General features: G+C 67.8%; 18 protein-coding genes. 13 read left to right on the forward strand and 5 right to left on the reverse strand.

What is annotated here, in order from left to right:
- Position 1 precedes the first annotated feature (1 nt).
- From G5B31_RS15910 to G5B31_RS15930, 5 genes are all read right to left on the reverse strand, one after another.
- A complete protein-coding gene (locus G5B31_RS15910) occupies positions 2-1012 on the reverse strand; it encodes an NAD-dependent epimerase/dehydratase family protein (protein ID WP_165019185.1) in 1011 nt (336 codons plus the stop codon).
- Between the two features lie 75 nt (positions 1013-1087).
- A complete protein-coding gene (locus tag G5B31_RS15915; RefSeq protein ID WP_165019207.1) occupies positions 1088-1858 on the reverse strand; it encodes an ABC transporter permease in 771 nt (256 codons plus the stop codon).
- Positions 1858-2583, reverse strand: a complete 726-nt coding sequence (locus G5B31_RS15920) for an ABC transporter permease (RefSeq protein WP_165019186.1) — start codon at positions 2581-2583, stop codon at positions 1858-1860. The genes G5B31_RS15915 and G5B31_RS15920 overlap by 1 nt, the downstream gene beginning before the upstream one ends.
- Positions 2584-2605: 22 nt before the next feature.
- On the reverse strand, positions 2606-3382 hold the full coding sequence (locus G5B31_RS15925; RefSeq protein ID WP_165019187.1) for a transporter substrate-binding domain-containing protein: 777 nt from the start codon (positions 3380-3382) through the stop codon (positions 2606-2608).
- Between the two features lie 36 nt (positions 3383-3418).
- Positions 3419-4213: an ABC transporter ATP-binding protein gene (locus G5B31_RS15930; RefSeq protein ID WP_165019188.1), complete on the reverse strand. Its 795-nt coding sequence runs from the start codon at positions 4211-4213 to the stop codon at positions 3419-3421.
- Between the two features lie 157 nt (positions 4214-4370).
- Here G5B31_RS15930 and G5B31_RS15935 point away from each other — a divergent pair, with 157 nt between their 5' ends.
- The 13 genes from G5B31_RS15935 (at position 4371) to msrQ (ending at position 15482) form a co-directional block, all read left to right on the forward strand.
- On the forward strand, positions 4371-5018 hold the full coding sequence (locus G5B31_RS15935; protein ID WP_205911978.1) for an XRE family transcriptional regulator: 648 nt from the start codon (positions 4371-4373) through the stop codon (positions 5016-5018).
- Between the two features lie 46 nt (positions 5019-5064).
- A complete protein-coding gene (locus G5B31_RS15940) occupies positions 5065-6135 on the forward strand; it encodes an extracellular solute-binding protein (RefSeq protein ID WP_165019189.1) in 1071 nt (356 codons plus the stop codon).
- A 74-nt stretch (positions 6136-6209) separates the two neighbouring features.
- Positions 6210-7058, forward strand: coding sequence for an ABC transporter permease (locus G5B31_RS15945; protein WP_165019190.1), 849 nt, complete (start codon positions 6210-6212; stop codon positions 7056-7058).
- Positions 7055-7843 (forward strand): ABC transporter permease, encoded by a 789-nt coding sequence (locus G5B31_RS15950; RefSeq protein WP_165019191.1) that lies wholly within the window; start codon positions 7055-7057, stop codon positions 7841-7843. Before G5B31_RS15945 ends, G5B31_RS15950 begins: the two co-directional genes overlap by 4 nt.
- Positions 7840-8946: an ABC transporter ATP-binding protein gene (locus G5B31_RS15955; RefSeq protein ID WP_165019192.1), complete on the forward strand. Its 1107-nt coding sequence runs from the start codon at positions 7840-7842 to the stop codon at positions 8944-8946. The genes G5B31_RS15950 and G5B31_RS15955 overlap by 4 nt, the downstream gene beginning before the upstream one ends.
- A 10-nt stretch (positions 8947-8956) precedes the next feature.
- Positions 8957-10345 carry an FAD-binding oxidoreductase gene (locus G5B31_RS15960; RefSeq protein ID WP_165019193.1) on the forward strand — a complete coding sequence of 463 codons (1389 nt, stop codon included), beginning with the start codon at positions 8957-8959 and terminating at the stop codon, positions 10343-10345.
- Between the two features lie 17 nt (positions 10346-10362).
- Positions 10363-10728 carry a cupin domain-containing protein gene (locus G5B31_RS15965; protein ID WP_165019194.1) on the forward strand — a complete coding sequence of 122 codons (366 nt, stop codon included), beginning with the start codon at positions 10363-10365 and terminating at the stop codon, positions 10726-10728.
- Positions 10729-11064: 336 nt separating this feature from the next.
- Positions 11065-11802, forward strand: coding sequence for a monofunctional biosynthetic peptidoglycan transglycosylase (gene mtgA / locus G5B31_RS15970; protein WP_165019195.1), 738 nt, complete (start codon positions 11065-11067; stop codon positions 11800-11802).
- A 68-nt stretch (positions 11803-11870) separates the two neighbouring features.
- On the forward strand, positions 11871-12536 hold the full coding sequence (locus G5B31_RS15975) for a glutathione S-transferase family protein (RefSeq protein ID WP_165019209.1): 666 nt from the start codon (positions 11871-11873) through the stop codon (positions 12534-12536).
- 49 nt (positions 12537-12585) lie between these two features.
- Entirely contained in the window at positions 12586-13644 is a 1059-nt protein-coding gene (queG, locus tag G5B31_RS15980; protein WP_165019196.1) for a tRNA epoxyqueuosine(34) reductase QueG, read from the forward strand.
- 31 nt (positions 13645-13675) lie between these two features.
- Complete coding sequence (locus G5B31_RS15985; protein ID WP_165019197.1) at positions 13676-13843, forward strand: hypothetical protein; 168 nt, start codon at positions 13676-13678, stop codon at positions 13841-13843.
- Positions 13844-13944: 101 nt separating this feature from the next.
- Entirely contained in the window at positions 13945-14862 is a 918-nt protein-coding gene (gene msrP, locus G5B31_RS15990; protein WP_165019198.1) for a protein-methionine-sulfoxide reductase catalytic subunit MsrP, read from the forward strand.
- On the forward strand, positions 14862-15482 hold the full coding sequence (msrQ, locus tag G5B31_RS15995; protein WP_165019199.1) for a protein-methionine-sulfoxide reductase heme-binding subunit MsrQ: 621 nt from the start codon (positions 14862-14864) through the stop codon (positions 15480-15482). The genes msrP and msrQ overlap by 1 nt, the downstream gene beginning before the upstream one ends.
- Positions 15483-15767: the final 285 nt, after the last annotated feature.

A 15767-nucleotide genomic window follows, 5' to 3' on the forward strand; every position in this document is an offset into this window, starting at 1 on the left:
GTCACTTGCCGTAATACTCCCTGAACCAGCCGACGAACCGGGCGATGCCGTCGCGGAAGCCGGTCTGCGGCCGGTAGCCGGTCAGCCGTTGCAGCAGCGTGGCATCGGCCCAGGTGGCGGGCACGTCGCCCTTCTGCATCTCCATGTAGTTGCGGATCGCCTTGCGGCCGATGCAGTCCTCGATGGCATCGACGAAATCCAGCAGGCGCACCTTGTCGGAATTGCCGATGTTGACCACGCGCCAGGGGGCGACGGGGGAAAGGCTGTCGCCCTCGGGCACAACGCCGTCCGCCGGCCGCACCGGCACGGCGTCGATCAGCAGGCGGATGCCGCGGACCAGATCGTCGACATAGGTGAAGTCGCGATACATCTCGCCGTGGTTGTAGATGTCCACCGGGCGGCCTTCGAGGATGGCGTCCACGAACTTGTAAAGCGCCATGTCCGGGCGACCCCAGGGCCCGTAGACGGTGAAGAAGCGGAACATGGTGGTGGGCAGGTTCCAAAGATGGGCATAGGCATGGCCCATGCTCTCGGTCGCCTTCTTGGTGGCGGCGTAGATGGTCAGCTGGCTGTCGGCCTTGTCGGTCTCGCGGAAGGGCATCTCCTCGTTGGCGCCGTAGACCGAGGAGGTGGAGGCCATCAGCAGGTGCTGCACCTCCAGCCGCCGCGCCGCCTCCATCACGTTGAAAGTGCCGACCACGTTGGAATCGACATAGGCGCGGGGGTTCTCCAGCGAATAGCGCACCCCGGCCTGGGCGGCGAGGTGGACGATGACCTCGGGTTTGAACTCGTCGGTCACCCGGTCGAACAGGGCGCGGTCCTCCAGCATCCCCTCGGTGGCCGAGAAATTGCCGTCCTGCAACAGGATGGCATGGCGGCGCTGCTTCAGCCGGACATCGTAATAGTCGGTCATCCCGTCGTAGCCATGGACGCGGAAGCCCTCGGCCAGCAGCAACCGGGCGAGGTGGAAACCGATGAAGCCGGCGGTGCCGGTGACGAGAACCCTGGTCATACTCTTCCTTGCAATGCGCCGGCCCCTGCCGGGCGGGCGGGCGCGACGATAGCCGATTTCCGGCCGGGCGAAAGGTCAGGCGGTGCGGCGGGGCTGGCGGCCTTCCATCTTGCGGAAGGCCAGCACGATCAGCGCGGCCAGCACCAGGTAGATCGCCGCCACCAGGAACAGCGGCTCGTAGGTGATCAGTGTGTCCTGCCGCACCCGGCTGGACACGGCGTAGATCTCGATCACCGTGATGGTGGCGACCAGCGGCGTGGCCTTCAGTTGCAGCACCGCCTCGCCCCCCAGCGTCGGCAGCACGCTTTGCAGCGCCAAGGGCAGCGAGATGCGGCTGAAGATCTTCCACCGCGGCATTCCCATCGCCCGCGCCGCCTCGATCTGGCCGCGGGGGACGGAGGCGAAGGCGCCGCGCATCACCTCGCCCTCGTATCCGGCGTAGGAGAGCGACAGCGCCAGCAGCGCATAGGGCCAGGCCTGCCGCAGGATCGGCCAGAGGTCGCTTTCCCTGATCCAGGGGATGCCGGGGAAGAGGGAGCCGAGGCCGTAATACAAGAGCCAGATCTGCAACAAGAGCGGCGTGCCGCGGATCACGGTGCAGAAGGCCCGGGCCGGCAGCGCCAGCACCCGCGGCCCGGACGCCTGCGCCAGGCCGAGCGGCACCGCCAGCGCGAAGCCGATCAGGATCGACAGCGCCAGCAGCCAGATCGTGCGCCAGACCCCTTGCACGATCATCGGCGCGTATTTCGGCAGCCAGGACCAGTTGCCGCCGAAGACGATCCACAGCACCAGGCCGATGGCCACGGCCAGCATGACAATCCGGTGGGGCTGCATCAGCGCGCGCATCATCTGGCCCCCGCGACCCGCGGCGGATCGCCCCGCCTTGCCCAGGCCTCCAGCCGGGCGAAGCCCCAGGTGGAAAGCAGCGAGATCGCCAGATAGATCACCCCGGCGGCGATGAAGAAGGTGAAGAAGGCCTTGGTGGTGCCCGCCGCCTGCCGCGTCGCCAGCGTCAGTTCGTTGAAGCCGACGATGGCCAATAGCGCGGTGTCCTTGGTGGCGATCAGCCAGAGGTTGGACAGGCCCGGCAGGGCAAGCCCCAGCATGGTGGGGATGGTGATCCGCCGGGCGATCTTGCCCGCGGGCATTCCCATGGCGCGGGCGGCCTCGATCTGGCCGGGCGGCACGGCAAGGATGGCGCCGCGCAGGATTTCCGTTGCATAGGCGCCCTGCACCACGCCCAGGACCAGAACCCCGGCGACGACGCCGGAAATCTGGATGCGGCCGTAGCCCAGGGCCAGCATCAGCTTGTTCACCATGTCGGTGAGGCCGAAGTAGAGCAGCAGGATCAGGATCAGCTCGGGCAGCGCCCGGACCACGGTGGTGTAGACGCCGAGGCAGTCGCGCAGCACCGGCCCGCCGTAGATCTTGCCATAGGCGCCGCCGAGGCCGATCAGCAGCCCCAGCCCGAAGGCCCCGACCGCGATCTGGATCGAGGCCCAGAGGCCGATGAGCAGCGTGCCCCCCCATCCGGGGGGGCTGAGGGCCAGGAGGCCGAGCGTGCTGTCCATCGGTCAGCGGCCGGTTCGGCGGTCACTCGCCATAGATCGAGGAGGAGAAGTAGTTCGCGGTGATCTTGTCGTAGGTACCGTCCGCGCGCACCGCGGCGATGGCCTTGTTGAACTTCTCCTTCAGCGCCTCGTCGCCCTTGCGCAGGCCGACGCCGACGCCAAGACCCAGCACCGCCGGGTCGTCGGCCACCGCGCCCTTCAGCTCGCAGCAGGCGGTGCCCTCGGCCGAGGTCAGGAAGGCGTCCATGGCGATGGAATCGGCCTGGGTGGCGTCGATCCGGCCGGCGACCAGGTCCTGGTTGGCCTCGTCCTGGGTCTGGTAGACCTTGATCTCGGCCGCGGTGCCGCCGAAGTGCTTCTCGGCATAGGTCTGGTGGATGGTCGAGACCTGCACGCCGACGATCTTGCCCGACAGCCCTTCAGGGTCCGGGGTGATCTCGGCGCCCTTGGCGGCGACGATCACGGCGGGGGTGTTGTAGTATTTGTCCGAGAAGTCGATGACCTTCTGCCGCTCCTCGTTGATCGACATCGAGTTCATGATGGCGTCGATCTGGCCGGCTTCCAGCGCCGGGATCAGGCCGTCCCAGGCGATGGGAGTGATCTCGCATTCCAGCTCGGCCGCCTTGCACAGCGCCCACATCAGGTCGATCTCCCAGCCGGTCCAGGTGCCGGCGGCATCGACGCTGGCGAAGGGCGGATAGGGTTCGGGCGCCATGCCGATGCGCACCGTCTCGGCCGAGGCGGCGCCCGCGGTCAGGCCAAGCGCCAGCGCGGCGGCGGCGAGGTTCAGTCTGGTCATTGGTCTTCTCCCTTGTTGGATCGTTACACGGCCTTCTTACGAGACCGATTTCAGAAACTGCTTCAGCCGGGCCGATTGCGGATCGCCGAACAGCCGCTCGGGCGGCCCTTCCTCTTCGATCAGCCCGTTGTAGAGGTAGACCACATGGTCCGAAACCTCACGCGCGAATTTCATCTCGTGCGTCACCAGCAGCATGGTGCGCCCCTCGTCGGCCAGCGACCGGATCACCGCCAGCACCTCGCCCACCAGTTCCGGGTCCAAGGCCGAGGTCGGTTCGTCGAACAGCATGGCGCGGGGCTCCATGCACAGCGCCCTTGCGATGGCGGCGCGCTGCTGCTGGCCGCCCGACAGGAAGGCGGGATAGGCGCTTTCCTTCTCTGCCAGCCCGACGCGGGCCAGAAGCTTGCGGGCACGGGCGACGGCCTCGTCCTTCGGCAGGCCGAGGACATGGACCGGCACCTCGATCAGGTTCTCCAGCACGGTCTTGTGGGTCCAGAGGTTGAAGGACTGGAACACCATGCCCAGGCTCTGGCGGATGCGCTCGATCTGGCGGCGGTCGGCGGGGGTGCCGTCGGGACGGCAGCGCACCTCCTCGCCGCCGATGACGATCCTGCCGGAGGAGGGGGTTTCCAGGAAGTTCACGCAGCGCAGCAGGGTGGACTTGCCCGAGCCCGAGCCGCCGATCAGCGTGACCACGTCGCCCTCGCGCGCCGAAAGCGACACGCCCTTCAGCACCTCATGCGCGCCGAAGCTCTTGTGCAGCCCCTCGACCCGGATCGCTTCATGGGACCGCTGCGGCGCTTTCGCTTCGCTCTTCGCTGCCAGATTCATGCTGCGGTCTCCGTTTGCCCGGCCGTCGCGTTCCGGTGAGGCATGTTCCACGCAAGCGGCTGTCCATGCAAGCGATCTGCTTGCCGGGCCCGTGGCGCGAAAAGCCGATTGAAACGGTGTTTGCCATGACTTAACATATGTTAAGTGAGCTTCCCCGGTGACCCGCGCGATGGATCAGCAGATACAACCCGCCCGTCCGGCGGCCGATGAGGCCGAGACCTGGCGGCTGGTCGCCGAACGGCTGCGGCGTCTGCGCAAGGCCAACGGCATATCCCTGCGCCAGCTGGCCGAGGCGACGGGAACTTCGGCCAGTTTCCTCAGCCAGCTGGAGCGCGGGCTGACCGGGGCCAGCGCCTCCACCCTGATCCGCATCGCGAACTGCTTCGGCACCAGCATTTCCGAGCTGTTCTCCGGCACCGAAAGCGGCCGCGACCCGGTGCTGCGCAAGGCGGAGCGGCCGATGCTGCCGGTGACCGAGGGCCAGCGGAAGATGCTGCTGTCGCGCCGGCCGCTGACGCATTTCGAGACCTATGTCTCGGAATTCGACGTCGGCGGCTCGACCGGGCCCGAACAATACACCCACGGCGATTCGCACGAGATGTTCCTGGTCCTGCGCGGCAGGGTGCGGCTGGAACTGGGCGAGGACAGCCACGAGATGGACGAGGGCGACTGCGTGGAATACGCCACCTCGACCCCGCATCGGGTGGTGAACATCGGCGACGGTCCGGCCGAGGTGCTGTTCATGATCTCGCCGCCGACCTCGACTGCCGGCTACCTGGACGATTTCCGCAACAGGAGCGGCTGAAAAGACGCGCGACCGCATGACTGCAAACCCAGAGGGAGATGAGGAAATGAAGACCAGACTGTTCACCGGGCTTGCCCTTGCGGCGGCCCTCGGCCTTGGCCAGCAGGCGGCGGCCGAAGGCCCCGTGGCGGGCGAGGTGGCCGAGGGTTCGCTGGCCGGCAAGACGCTGACCTTCGTGTCCTACGGCGGCGTCTACCAGGACGGCCAGCTAAAGGCGCTGGAGGACTTCGCGGCGAAATCCGGCGCGTCCATCCTGTCGGACGGCCCGACCGAACTGGCCAAGATCCAGGCGCAGGTCGAATCCGGCAACGTGATGTGGGACGTGGTGGACACCGGCGACTACATGCCCTTCGTCCATTGCGGCACGCTGTTCCAGAAGCTGGATTTCAGCAAGCTGGACATCTCGAAAATCCCGGAAGGCCAGGTCGGAGAATGCTCGGTCCCGGCGATGAATTATGCGGTGATGTTCCTCTACAACAAGGACAAATACGGCGATAACCCGCCGCAGAACTGGATGGATTTCTTCGATGTCGAGAAATTCCCCGGCACCCGCGGCATCCCCGGCTATGCCGACGCCGAGGGCTACATGGTCGAACTGGGGCTGATGGCCGACGGCGTGGCGAAGGAAGACATGTTCCCCGCCGACATCGACCGCGGGCTGAACAAGTGGCGGTCCATTCGCGAGCATCTGGTGCCCTGGACCACCGGCGCCGAGAGCCAGCAGATGATGGAATCCGGCGAGGTGGACATGGTGATGGTCTGGTCCGGCCGCGGCAAGGGCGCGCTGGCCAACGGCGCCAATTACGAGCCGGTCTGGCAGGACTGGATCGTGGTGAAGGACCAGATGACCATTCCGGTGGGCGTCAAGGACGTGGACGCCGCCCATGCGATGATCAACGCCTATCTCGGCAAGCGGGCGCAGGAGATCATGGCGGAGGAGACCTCCTATTCGCCGATCCATGTCGATGCGCAGCCGGCCGTGGACGAGCTGACCGCCGCCTTCATGACCAACACGCCGGAAAAGCAGGCGATGGCCTACAACCACAACGTCGCCTACTGGGTCGAGAACTACGACGTGCTGAGCGAGAAATGGGCCGAGTTCATCGCCGGCAACTGAGCTGAGCCTTTTCCGGGGGGCCGTGTGCCCCCCGGGTTACCGTTGCAACCCCGGCCGATCCGCGAGAGGGCAAGATGGCTTCCGACACCGCACGTCCGCCCTGGCGCGGTCCGTTCCTGCTGACGCTGCCGGCGCTGGCGGTGCTGCTGCTGGTGATGGCGGTGCCGCTGGGGGTGATCGTCCTGCGCAGCTTCACCGATCCGGCGCCGGGGGTGGGCAACTACGTCTGGTTCTTCGACACGCCGGTGAACCTGACCGTGCTGGCGCGCACCTTCAAGATCTCGTTCTGGGTGACGCTCTGCTGCGTGGTGGTGGCCTACCCTTATGCCTTCGCCATGTCGGTCGCCGGGCCGCGGCTGCGGCTGCTGCTGATCCTGTGCGTGCTGGTGCCGTTCTGGGTCTCGGGCGTGGTGCGGACGCTGGCCTGGGTGATCCTGCTGCAGGATTCAGGCGTCATCAACAAGGGTCTGGTCTGGCTGGGCTTCGACAAGGTGAAGCTGATCCGCACCCAGCTGGGCGTGACCATCGGCATGACGCAGGTGCTGCTGCCCTTCATGATCATGCCGCTTTACGCGGTGATGCGCGGCATCGACCTGCGGCTGCTGCAGGCGGCGCGGTCCCTGGGCGCCCATCCGGTGAAGACCTTCTTCCAGATCTACCTGCCGCTGTCGCTGCCCGGCGTCTTCGCCGGGGCAACCATCGTCTTCATCCTCGCGCTCGGCTTCTACATCACGCCGCTGCTGCTGGGCGGGCCGCAGTCCACCATGCTGTCGACGCTGATCCAGCAGCAGGTGCTGTCGCTGCTGAACTGGGGCCGCGGCGGGGCGATGGGGGTGGTGCTGCTGGTGGCGACCTTCGGCTTCCTCGCCGTCGCCAGCCCCTTCATGCGGCAGAAATACAAGATCAGCGGAGGCGGCCGATGAGACTGCGCCTTCCCCGCCTGCTGCTGGGCCTGACCTGTCTTCTGATCGCCGTCTGGCTGGTGGCGCCGACGCTGGTCGTCATCCCGATGTCCTTTGCCGACAAGAAGTCGCTGGCCTTCCCGCCGACCGGCTTCTCGCTGCAATGGTATGAGAACTTCTTCACCAATCCGCAGTGGTTCGGCAGCCTCGTCACCTCGGCCAAGGTGGCCGTCATGGTGGCGCTGGTGGCGACGGTGATCGGCACCATGGCCGCCATCGGCATCGAGCGGATGAAAAGCCGCACCGGGGGCCTGATCCGGGCGGTTCTGATCACGCCGATGATCGTGCCAGGGGTGGTGCTGGCGGTGGGGGTCTATGCGGTCTACCTGGACACCCAGCTGGTGGGCACATGGGCGGGCTATGTGCTGGCCCATACGCTCTTGGCGATTCCCTTCGTCGTCATCGCCGTGGGCGCCAACCTCGCCGTCTTCGACGCGCGGCTCGAAACCGCCGCGGCCAGCCTCGGCGCCTCGCGGCTGAAGACCTTCTTCACCATCACCCTGCCCCTGATCCTGCCCGGCATCCTGTCGGGCGCGCTGTTCGCCTTCGTCACCAGCTTCGACGAGGTGATCGTGTCGCTGTTCATCACCAGCCCGCAGTTGAAGACGCTGCCGGTGCAGATCTTCTCTTCGATGACCCGCGACGCCGATCCGACAGTGGCCGCGGTGGGGTCGCTGATCTTCATGGCGACCTCGCTGATCATCGGGCTGGGGCTCATCTTCGGAACACGGAGGCGCGGGGCATGACCCTTGCAAGCAAAGGCGCGGCGATCGACATCAGGGGCGTCAGCAAGTTCTACGGCAATTTCACCGCGCTGGACGACGTGTCGCTGCGGGTGGAGCCGGGGGAATTCATGTCCTTCCTCGGCCCCTCCGGGTCGGGCAAGACCACGACGCTGAACCTGATCGCCGGCTTCACCGACCTCAGCACCGGCGAGATCCGGCTGGGCGAGCGGTCCATCGGCCATGTCCCGGCGCACAAGCGCAACATCGGCGTGGTATTCCAGCATTACGCGCTGTTCCCGCACATGACGGTGGCGGCGAACGTGGCCTATCCGCTGAAACAGCGCGGCATGGGCAAGGCCGAGCGGGCGCAGGCGGTGGAGGCGTCGCTGCGCAAGGTGCAGCTGGAAAGCTTCGCGCATCGGTATCCCAGCGAATTGTCCGGCGGCCAGCAGCAGCGGGTGGCGCTGGCGCGGGCGATGGTGTTCAACCCCTCGCTGCTGCTGATGGACGAACCTCTGGGCGCGCTGGACAAGAAGCTGCGCGAGGTGTTGCAGCTGGAGATCAAGCGTATCCACCGCGAGTTGGGCAGCACCTTCGTCTATGTCACCCACGACCAGGAAGAGGCGCTGGTGCTGTCCGACCGGATCGCCGTCTTCAACAAGGGCCGGATCGAGCAGGTCGGCACCGGGCACGAGCTTTACACCGCGCCGCAGACGCTGTTCGTCGGCCAGTTCATCGGCGAAAGCTCGGTCCTGCGCGGGCCTCATCGTTCGGCAGGGGACGAGACGGCGTTGACCCTGGGCGGCGCCACGCTGACCGTCCCCGGTGCGGCGAAGGGAGAGGGGCCGCAGGTCATCCTCTTGCGCCCCGAGGCCGCGACGGTGCAGGCCCCCGGCACCGGCCCGCGGGACGGGCGCACCAATGTCGTCGCCGGCACGGTGCGCGAAATGCTCTATCTCGGTTCGGCGATGAAATACGAGGTGGCGCTGGCGGGGGGCGGCCATGTCATCGCCCGCACCGCCACGCAAGAATCGCCCTTCGCCATCGGCAGCCCGGTGGAAGTGGCGTGGAACCCAAAGGACAGCACGCTTCTGGCCGACGACGGATCGACCGCGGCGCTGTGAGGAACGGATCATGGACGTGAAGAAGAACGGCGAGGTTTCCTTCTGGTATGCCGACATGGGCGGGGTTCCCGGCTACCGGCCGCCGCTGCCGGGCGACATTCAGGTGGATGTCTGCATCGTCGGTGCCGGCTTCACCGGGCTCTGGACCGCCTATTACCTGAAAGAGGCCGAGCCGGGCCTTTCCATCGCCGTGGTGGAGAAGGAATTCGCCGGCTTCGGCGCCTCGGGCCGCAACGGCGGCTGGTGCTCGGGCGAATTCGGCTGGAGCCGCGAGAAATACCTGTCCTCCGGCACGCGCGAGGGGATCATCGACTGGGAACGCCAGCTGCGCGCCACGGTGGAAGAGGTGAAGCGGGTGACCGAGAAGGAAGGCATCGACTGCGACTTCCTGATGACCGACTGCCTGACCTTCGCCCAGTCCCCGGCGCAGATGGAGCGGCTGCGCGAGGGTTACGAGGAAGCGATGGCCTGGGCTGTGCCGACCACGCGGCTGGAGCTGATCGACGGGCCGGAGGCAGCCTCGCGCATCCGGGTGGCGAATGCCCATGGCGCGCTGGTCCGTCACGGGGTCGCGCGGGTGCAGCCGGCGAAGCTGGTGCGCGGGCTGGCCGAGGCGGTGGAGCGCAAGGGCGTGGCGATCTACGAACAGACCGCCGTCACCGGCATCGAGAAGGGCCGGGTGACCACCAACCGCGGTGTGGTGCGGGCGAAGCGGATCGTGCGGGCGACCGAGGGCTTCACCCACGGCATCCCGGGGAACGAGCGCGAATGGATCCCGATGAACAGCGCCATCGTGGTGACCGAGCCGGTGCCGGACGACCTGTGGACCGAGATCGGCTGGGAGGGTCGCCAGCTGCTGGCCGACGCCTCCCACGCCTATTGCTACGCGCAGCGCACCCGCGAGGGCCGCATCGCCATGGGCGGGCGCGGGGTGCCCTACCGCTTCGGCTCGAAGACCGACATGCGGGGGCAGACCCAGCCGGAGACCATTGAGAAGCTGAAGGAGATCCTCTACCGGATGCTGCCGCAGACCCGCGGCCTGAAGCTGGACCATGCCTGGTGCGGCGTCCTCGGCGTGCCGCGCGACTGGTGCGCCACCGCGGGACTGGACCGGGAGACCGGCATCGGCTGGGCGGGCGGCTATGTCGGGCTCGGGGTCTCGACCTCCAACTTCTCCGGCCAGACCCTGGCCGACCTGGTGCTGGACCGCCAGACCGAGCGGACCTCGCTTCCCTGGGTCAACCGCAGGCCGCGGAAGTGGGAAGTGGAGCCGTTCCGCTGGCTGGGCGTCCACGGGATGTATTGGCTTTACCACAAGGCCGACCGGAACGAGGCGGCCAGCGGCGGCCGCACGACCTCGCGGCTGGCCACATTGGCGAACCGGCTGACCGGGCGCTGACAGAAGCAGGAGACGACATGATCGACCTTTCCGTGTTCAAGGGCCTTGCCGGCATCGACCTCGGCCCCTTCGCCGACAAGCCGACTACGCTGACCCCGGGGCAGCAGGAGGCGGCCGCCTCGCTCTGGACCTCGCCCGACGGGGCGCTGGAGATCGGGGTCTGGGAATGCACTCCCGGCCGCTTCACCGCCGACCGCTCGGCGGCGGCGGAGTTCTGCCATTTCCTGCAAGGCCGGATCGTGATGACCCATGTGGACGGGACCAGGGCCGAGCTGGGGCCGGGCGATGCGATCATGCTGCCCCGCGGCTGGAAGGGGACCTGGGAGATCGTGGAGCACACCCGCAAGATCTATGCCTTCCTGTCGGACCCGGCCGAGGGCTGAGGGAAGGCTTATGCGTATGGACTGCGGTCACGCCCGTCTGGCGAAGGCCATCGCCTTCGCCACGGTGGAACGCTTCCCCTTGTCCGGCCGGGCCTCCAAGGCCCGGCCAGCGCCCGCCCCGCCCTCGGCGGGCGCTTCTCGCCCGCCGGGTCGGGCGCTGGCCTCCCGGGGTCTCGTGCCGCACCGTCTCCGGGGTGCTGCCGTCGCGCAGGGGCGGGGGCGAGGCAGTGCCTCGCCTATTCCCGCCCGGACAAGCCTCGGATCAGCCTGTTGCGAATGTCCCTCGGCCTTGGCCCCGGCTTGACCCGGCGCGTCGCATGGGGCCTATGCTGCCCCATGGCCGCGACCCCCGCAAAGACGCCGCGCAAGCGCAAGGCGAAGGAAGCCCCGCCGACCCTCCGGTCGTGGCGGCGGCGGGCGCTGCGCTGGACCGGCCGCATCCTGGGCGGCATCGCGGCATTCTACGCGTTGCTGATCCTGCTGTTCAGTTTCGTGCCGCCGCCGATCAACCTTTACCAGCTGTCGGAAAGTTTCCGGCTGGGCGGGATCGAGAAGGACTGGGTGGACATCGAGGAGATCGCCCCGGTGATGGCCCGCGCCGTGGTGGCGGCGGAGGATGCCAATTTCTGCAATCACTGGGGCTTCGACATGGCCGCGATCCGGGTGGCCATCGCCGAGGGCGGCAACCGCGGCGCCTCCACCCTGTCGCAGCAGGTGACGAAGAACGTCCTGCTCTGGCAGGGCCGCAGTTGGCTGCGCAAGGCGATGGAGGCGGCGCTGACCCCGGCGGTGGAACTGGTCTGGTCCAAGCGCCGCATCCTGGAGGTCTACCTGAACGTGGCCGAGTTCGACGAGGGCGTCTTCGGCGTGCAGGCCGCGGCGCAGCATTACTTCGGCGTCGATGCCCGCGACCTGACCGAGGTGCAGGCGGCAAGGCTGGCCGCCGTGCTGCCCGACCCGAAGGGCCGCAGCGCGTCGAAGCCCTCGGACTTCGTGCGCAAGCGGGCGCGGTCGATCCTCTCGGGTGCCGAGACGATCCGCGCCGACGGCCGTTCCGCCTGTTTCGACCGCTGACCCGGGGCAGGGATTGCATGGCCCCCTGCCCGGGGGCTAGGAAAGACATGAGCTTTGGGATGCCGCCGATGAACCGCCTGTATCACGTTCCGCTTTCGCCGTTCTGCCGCAAGGTGCGCCTGACGCTGGCCGAGAAGCGGATCGAGGTGGAACTGGTGGAGGAGCGTTACTGGGACCCTTCGCCCGATTTCCTGCGGCGGAACCCGGCCGGCAAGGTGCCGGTGCTGCGGCTGGAAAGCCGGTCCCTGAGCGAAAGCCAGGCGATCTGCGAATATCTGGAAGAGACCGTCCCCGCGCCGCCGCTGATGCCGCGGGATGCCGATGCGCGCTACGAGGTGCGCCGGCTCTGCGCCTGGTTCGACGACAAGTTCCACGAGGAAGTGACCTCGAAGCTGCTGTATGAGCGGGTGAACAAGAAGATTACCGGCCAGGGCTATCCGGATTCGAAGAACGTCAAGACGGGCGCAGCGCGGATCAAGTATCACCTCGACTACATGGCCTGGCTGCTGGACCAGCGGCGCTGGCTGGCGGGGAACGAGATGACGCTGGCCGATTTCACCGCCGCGGCGCATCTGTCGGCGCTGGACTACATCAGCGACGTGGACTGGAACCGCCATGCGGTGGTCAAGGACTGGTATGCCAAGATCAAGTCGCGGCCCTCGTTCCGGCCGCTGCTGGCCGATCAGGTGCCGGGCTTCCCGCCGCCGCGCCACTATGCCGACCTTGATTTCTGACCCGAAGGCCGGGGGCCAGCCCCCGGACCCCCGGAGTATTTCCGCCAAGATGAAGGGGCTTCTGCAGGCGCAGGCCCTGGCCGAGGGATTTTCGGGCATGGGTATCTGCCGCCCGGATGCCGTGCCCGAGGCGGCTTCTCGCTTGCGGCAATATCTGGCCGCCGGGCGGCACGGGCAGATGGGCTGGATGGCCGAGCGCGAGGGCTGGCGCGGCTCGGCCGCAGCGCTCTGGCCCGAGGCGCGGTCGGTGATCATGCTGGCCGAGGTCTATACGCCCGACGGCGACCCGACCGAGGCGCTGGCGCAGCGCGACCGCGGCGTGGTCAGCTGCTATGCGCAGGGCAAGGATTACCACGACCTGGTCAAGCGGCGGCTGAAGCGGCTGGGGCGCTGGCTGATCGACGCCGCCGGCGGCTGCGAGATCAAGGTCTTCGTCGACACCGCCCCGGTGATGGAAAAGCCGCTGGCGCAGGCGGCGGGGCTGGGCTGGCAGGGCAAGCACACCAATCTCTTGAGCCGCGATCTGGGCAGCTGGTTCTTCCTCGGCGCCATCTTCACCACGCTGGAATTGCCGCCGGACGAGGCCGAGGTCAGCCACTGCGGGTCCTGCCGTGCCTGCCTGGCCGCCTGCCCGACCGCTGCCTTCCCGGCGCCCTACCAGCTGGATGCGCGGCGCTGCATCTCCTACCTGACCATCGAACACAGGGGCCCGGTGGAGCCGGAGCTGCGGGCGCTGATGGGCAACCGCATCTACGGCTGCGACGACTGCCTTGCCGCCTGCCCCTGGAACAAGTTCGCCGTGGCGGCGCGCGAGATCGGCTATCAGCCGCGGGTCGGTGCGCCGGAACTGGCCGAGCTGGCGCTGCTGGACGATGCCGGCTTCCGCGCCCGCTTCGCCGGCAGCCCGGTCAAGCGGATCGGGCGCGACCGGATGGTGCGGAACGTGCTTTACGCCATCGGCAATTCGGGGATGCCGACGCTGGCCCCGGTGGCGCAGCGGCTGCTGGCCGACGCGGACCCGGCGGTGGCCGAGGCGGCGGCCTGGGCGCTGGGCAGGCTTTCGCAGCTGCAGGATGACGGGGTGGGGCCGGCGGCGAATCCATGCTAGGGTGGCACTCCACCTTGGGGAGGACCGGACCATGAGCAAGCATCTGGCGGATCATCGGAAGGGATCGACCGGCAGCAGGGTGAAGCACTTCCTGCGGCTGGCCAAGACCGCGCGGGAGACCTGGCATCGCCCCCGCGGCGAGGCCGGCAAGACCCGGCTGGTGCAGTTCCTGCGGATCGAGCGCGGGCGGGAGGTCTGAGCCAGGCCGCTCGCGGGCCGAGCACAGCTGCGTGAGATGCAGCATCTTTTCCGCAGAGGCGGGTCCGTCTTCGGCTAGACTTGCCGAAAATGGAGGCTGCCATGACACCCCGGTTCCGCAACGACCTGCGCTGGTCCGATGTCACCCCGCGCGCCGACTGGCTGTCGCGCCGGGCGCTGCTGGCGGGGGTCGGGACGCTGGCCGCCACCCCCGCGCTGGCGAAGATCGCGGCAGAGCCGAGCGCCTATTCCACCGACGAGACCCCGAACACGCTGGAGGACATCTCCGGCTACAACAACTTCTACGAATTCGGCACCGGGAAAGAGGACCCCGCCGCCTATTCCGGCGGCTTCGTCACCGATCCCTGGGCGGTGACCATCGACGGCATGGTCGACCGGCCCGGCAGCCATGACCTTGCCGACGTGCTGAAGGGCCAGCCGATGGAGGAGCGCATCTACCGGCTGCGCTGCGTCGAGGCCTGGTCGATGGTGATTCCCTGGATCGGCTTCCCGCTCTCCGGCCTGCTGGACCGGGTGGGGGTGCAGCCCGGGGCGAAATACGTCGCCTTCGAGACGGTGCTGCGGCCCGAGGAGATGCCCGGCCAGCGCAGCCCCTTCATCGACTGGCCCTACCGTGAAGGGCTGCGGCTGGACGAGGCGATGAACCCGCTGACGATCCTGGCGACGGGACTTTACGGCGAGGAGCTGCCGAATCAGAACGGCGCGCCGATCCGGCTGGTGGTGCCGTGGAAATACGGCTTCAAGTCGATCAAGTCGGTGGTGCGGATCACGCTGACCGACCGGCAGCCGGTGACGACCTGGCAGACCCTGCAGCCCGAGGAATACGGCTTCTACGCCAACGTGAACCCCGAGGTGGACCATCCGCGCTGGAGCCAGGCCACCGAGCGGCGGATCGGCGGCGGCTTCTTCGCGCCGCGGATCGACACGGTGAAGTTCAACGGCTACGGCGAATACGTTGCCGATCTCTACGCCGGACAGGATCTGGCGGTGGATTATTGATGGCCCCTCTTGCGGACCGCCTGAATGCGTTGCTGCGCAGGCTGCCGTCCTGGGCGGTCTATGTTGCGGGGACGCTGCCCTTCCTCTGGCTGGTCTGGCTGACGGTCTCCGGCGGGCTCGGCCCCGACCCGGCCAAGGTGATGGAGCGGTCCTTGGGCGAATGGGCGCTGCGGTTCCTGCTGGCCTCGCTGGCGGTCACGCCGCTGCGGCGGGCGGGGGTGAACCTGCTGAAGCACCGCAGGGCGCTTGGGCTGCTGGCCTTCTTCTATGTGGCGCTGCACCTGACGGTCTGGCTCTGGCCGGACATGGGGCTGCGCTGGGCGGCGATCTGGGCCGATCTGGCGAAGCGGCCCTATATCCTGTTCGGGATGGCGGCCTTCCTGTGCCTGCTGCCGCTGGCGGCAACTTCCTCCAATGCCGCGATCCGGCGGATGGGCGCGCCGGCATGGCGGCGGCTGCATCGGCTGGCCTACCCCGCGCTGGCCCTGGCGGTGCTGCATTTCGTGATCCTCAGCCGGGTCTGGACGCTGGAACTGGTGGTCTATGCGATTCTCGCGGTGGTCCTGCTGGCGCTGCGGGCGCCGATTCCCGGGCTTCCGACCGCCCGGCGGCGAATCTGACCGGCCAAGGACGTGCGGCCGGGCAAGAAAGTTGCCCGGAACCGGGGCGCAGATGCCCGGGAGTTGCGCAACCCCCGGGTTTTCCCGGAAATTTTCGACCGCCCGGCAAAATTTTGCATTTCCGTCACTTTTCCCTCTTGCGGCCCGCGGCGCTGCCCCCTAGATAGCCCCTCACCGAAGCGGAGACGCTGAGGGACCGGACGGAAACGACCGGAACTTCCGAAGACAAGGCAGGCGTGGATACGCTGGGAAACCGGCGGATCGCTTCTTTTTTGTCTGACGATC

The sequence above is a fragment of the Rhodobacter sp. SGA-6-6 genome (genome assembly GCF_011043545.1).
Classification (GTDB): Bacteria; Pseudomonadota; Alphaproteobacteria; order Rhodobacterales; family Rhodobacteraceae; genus Pseudogemmobacter.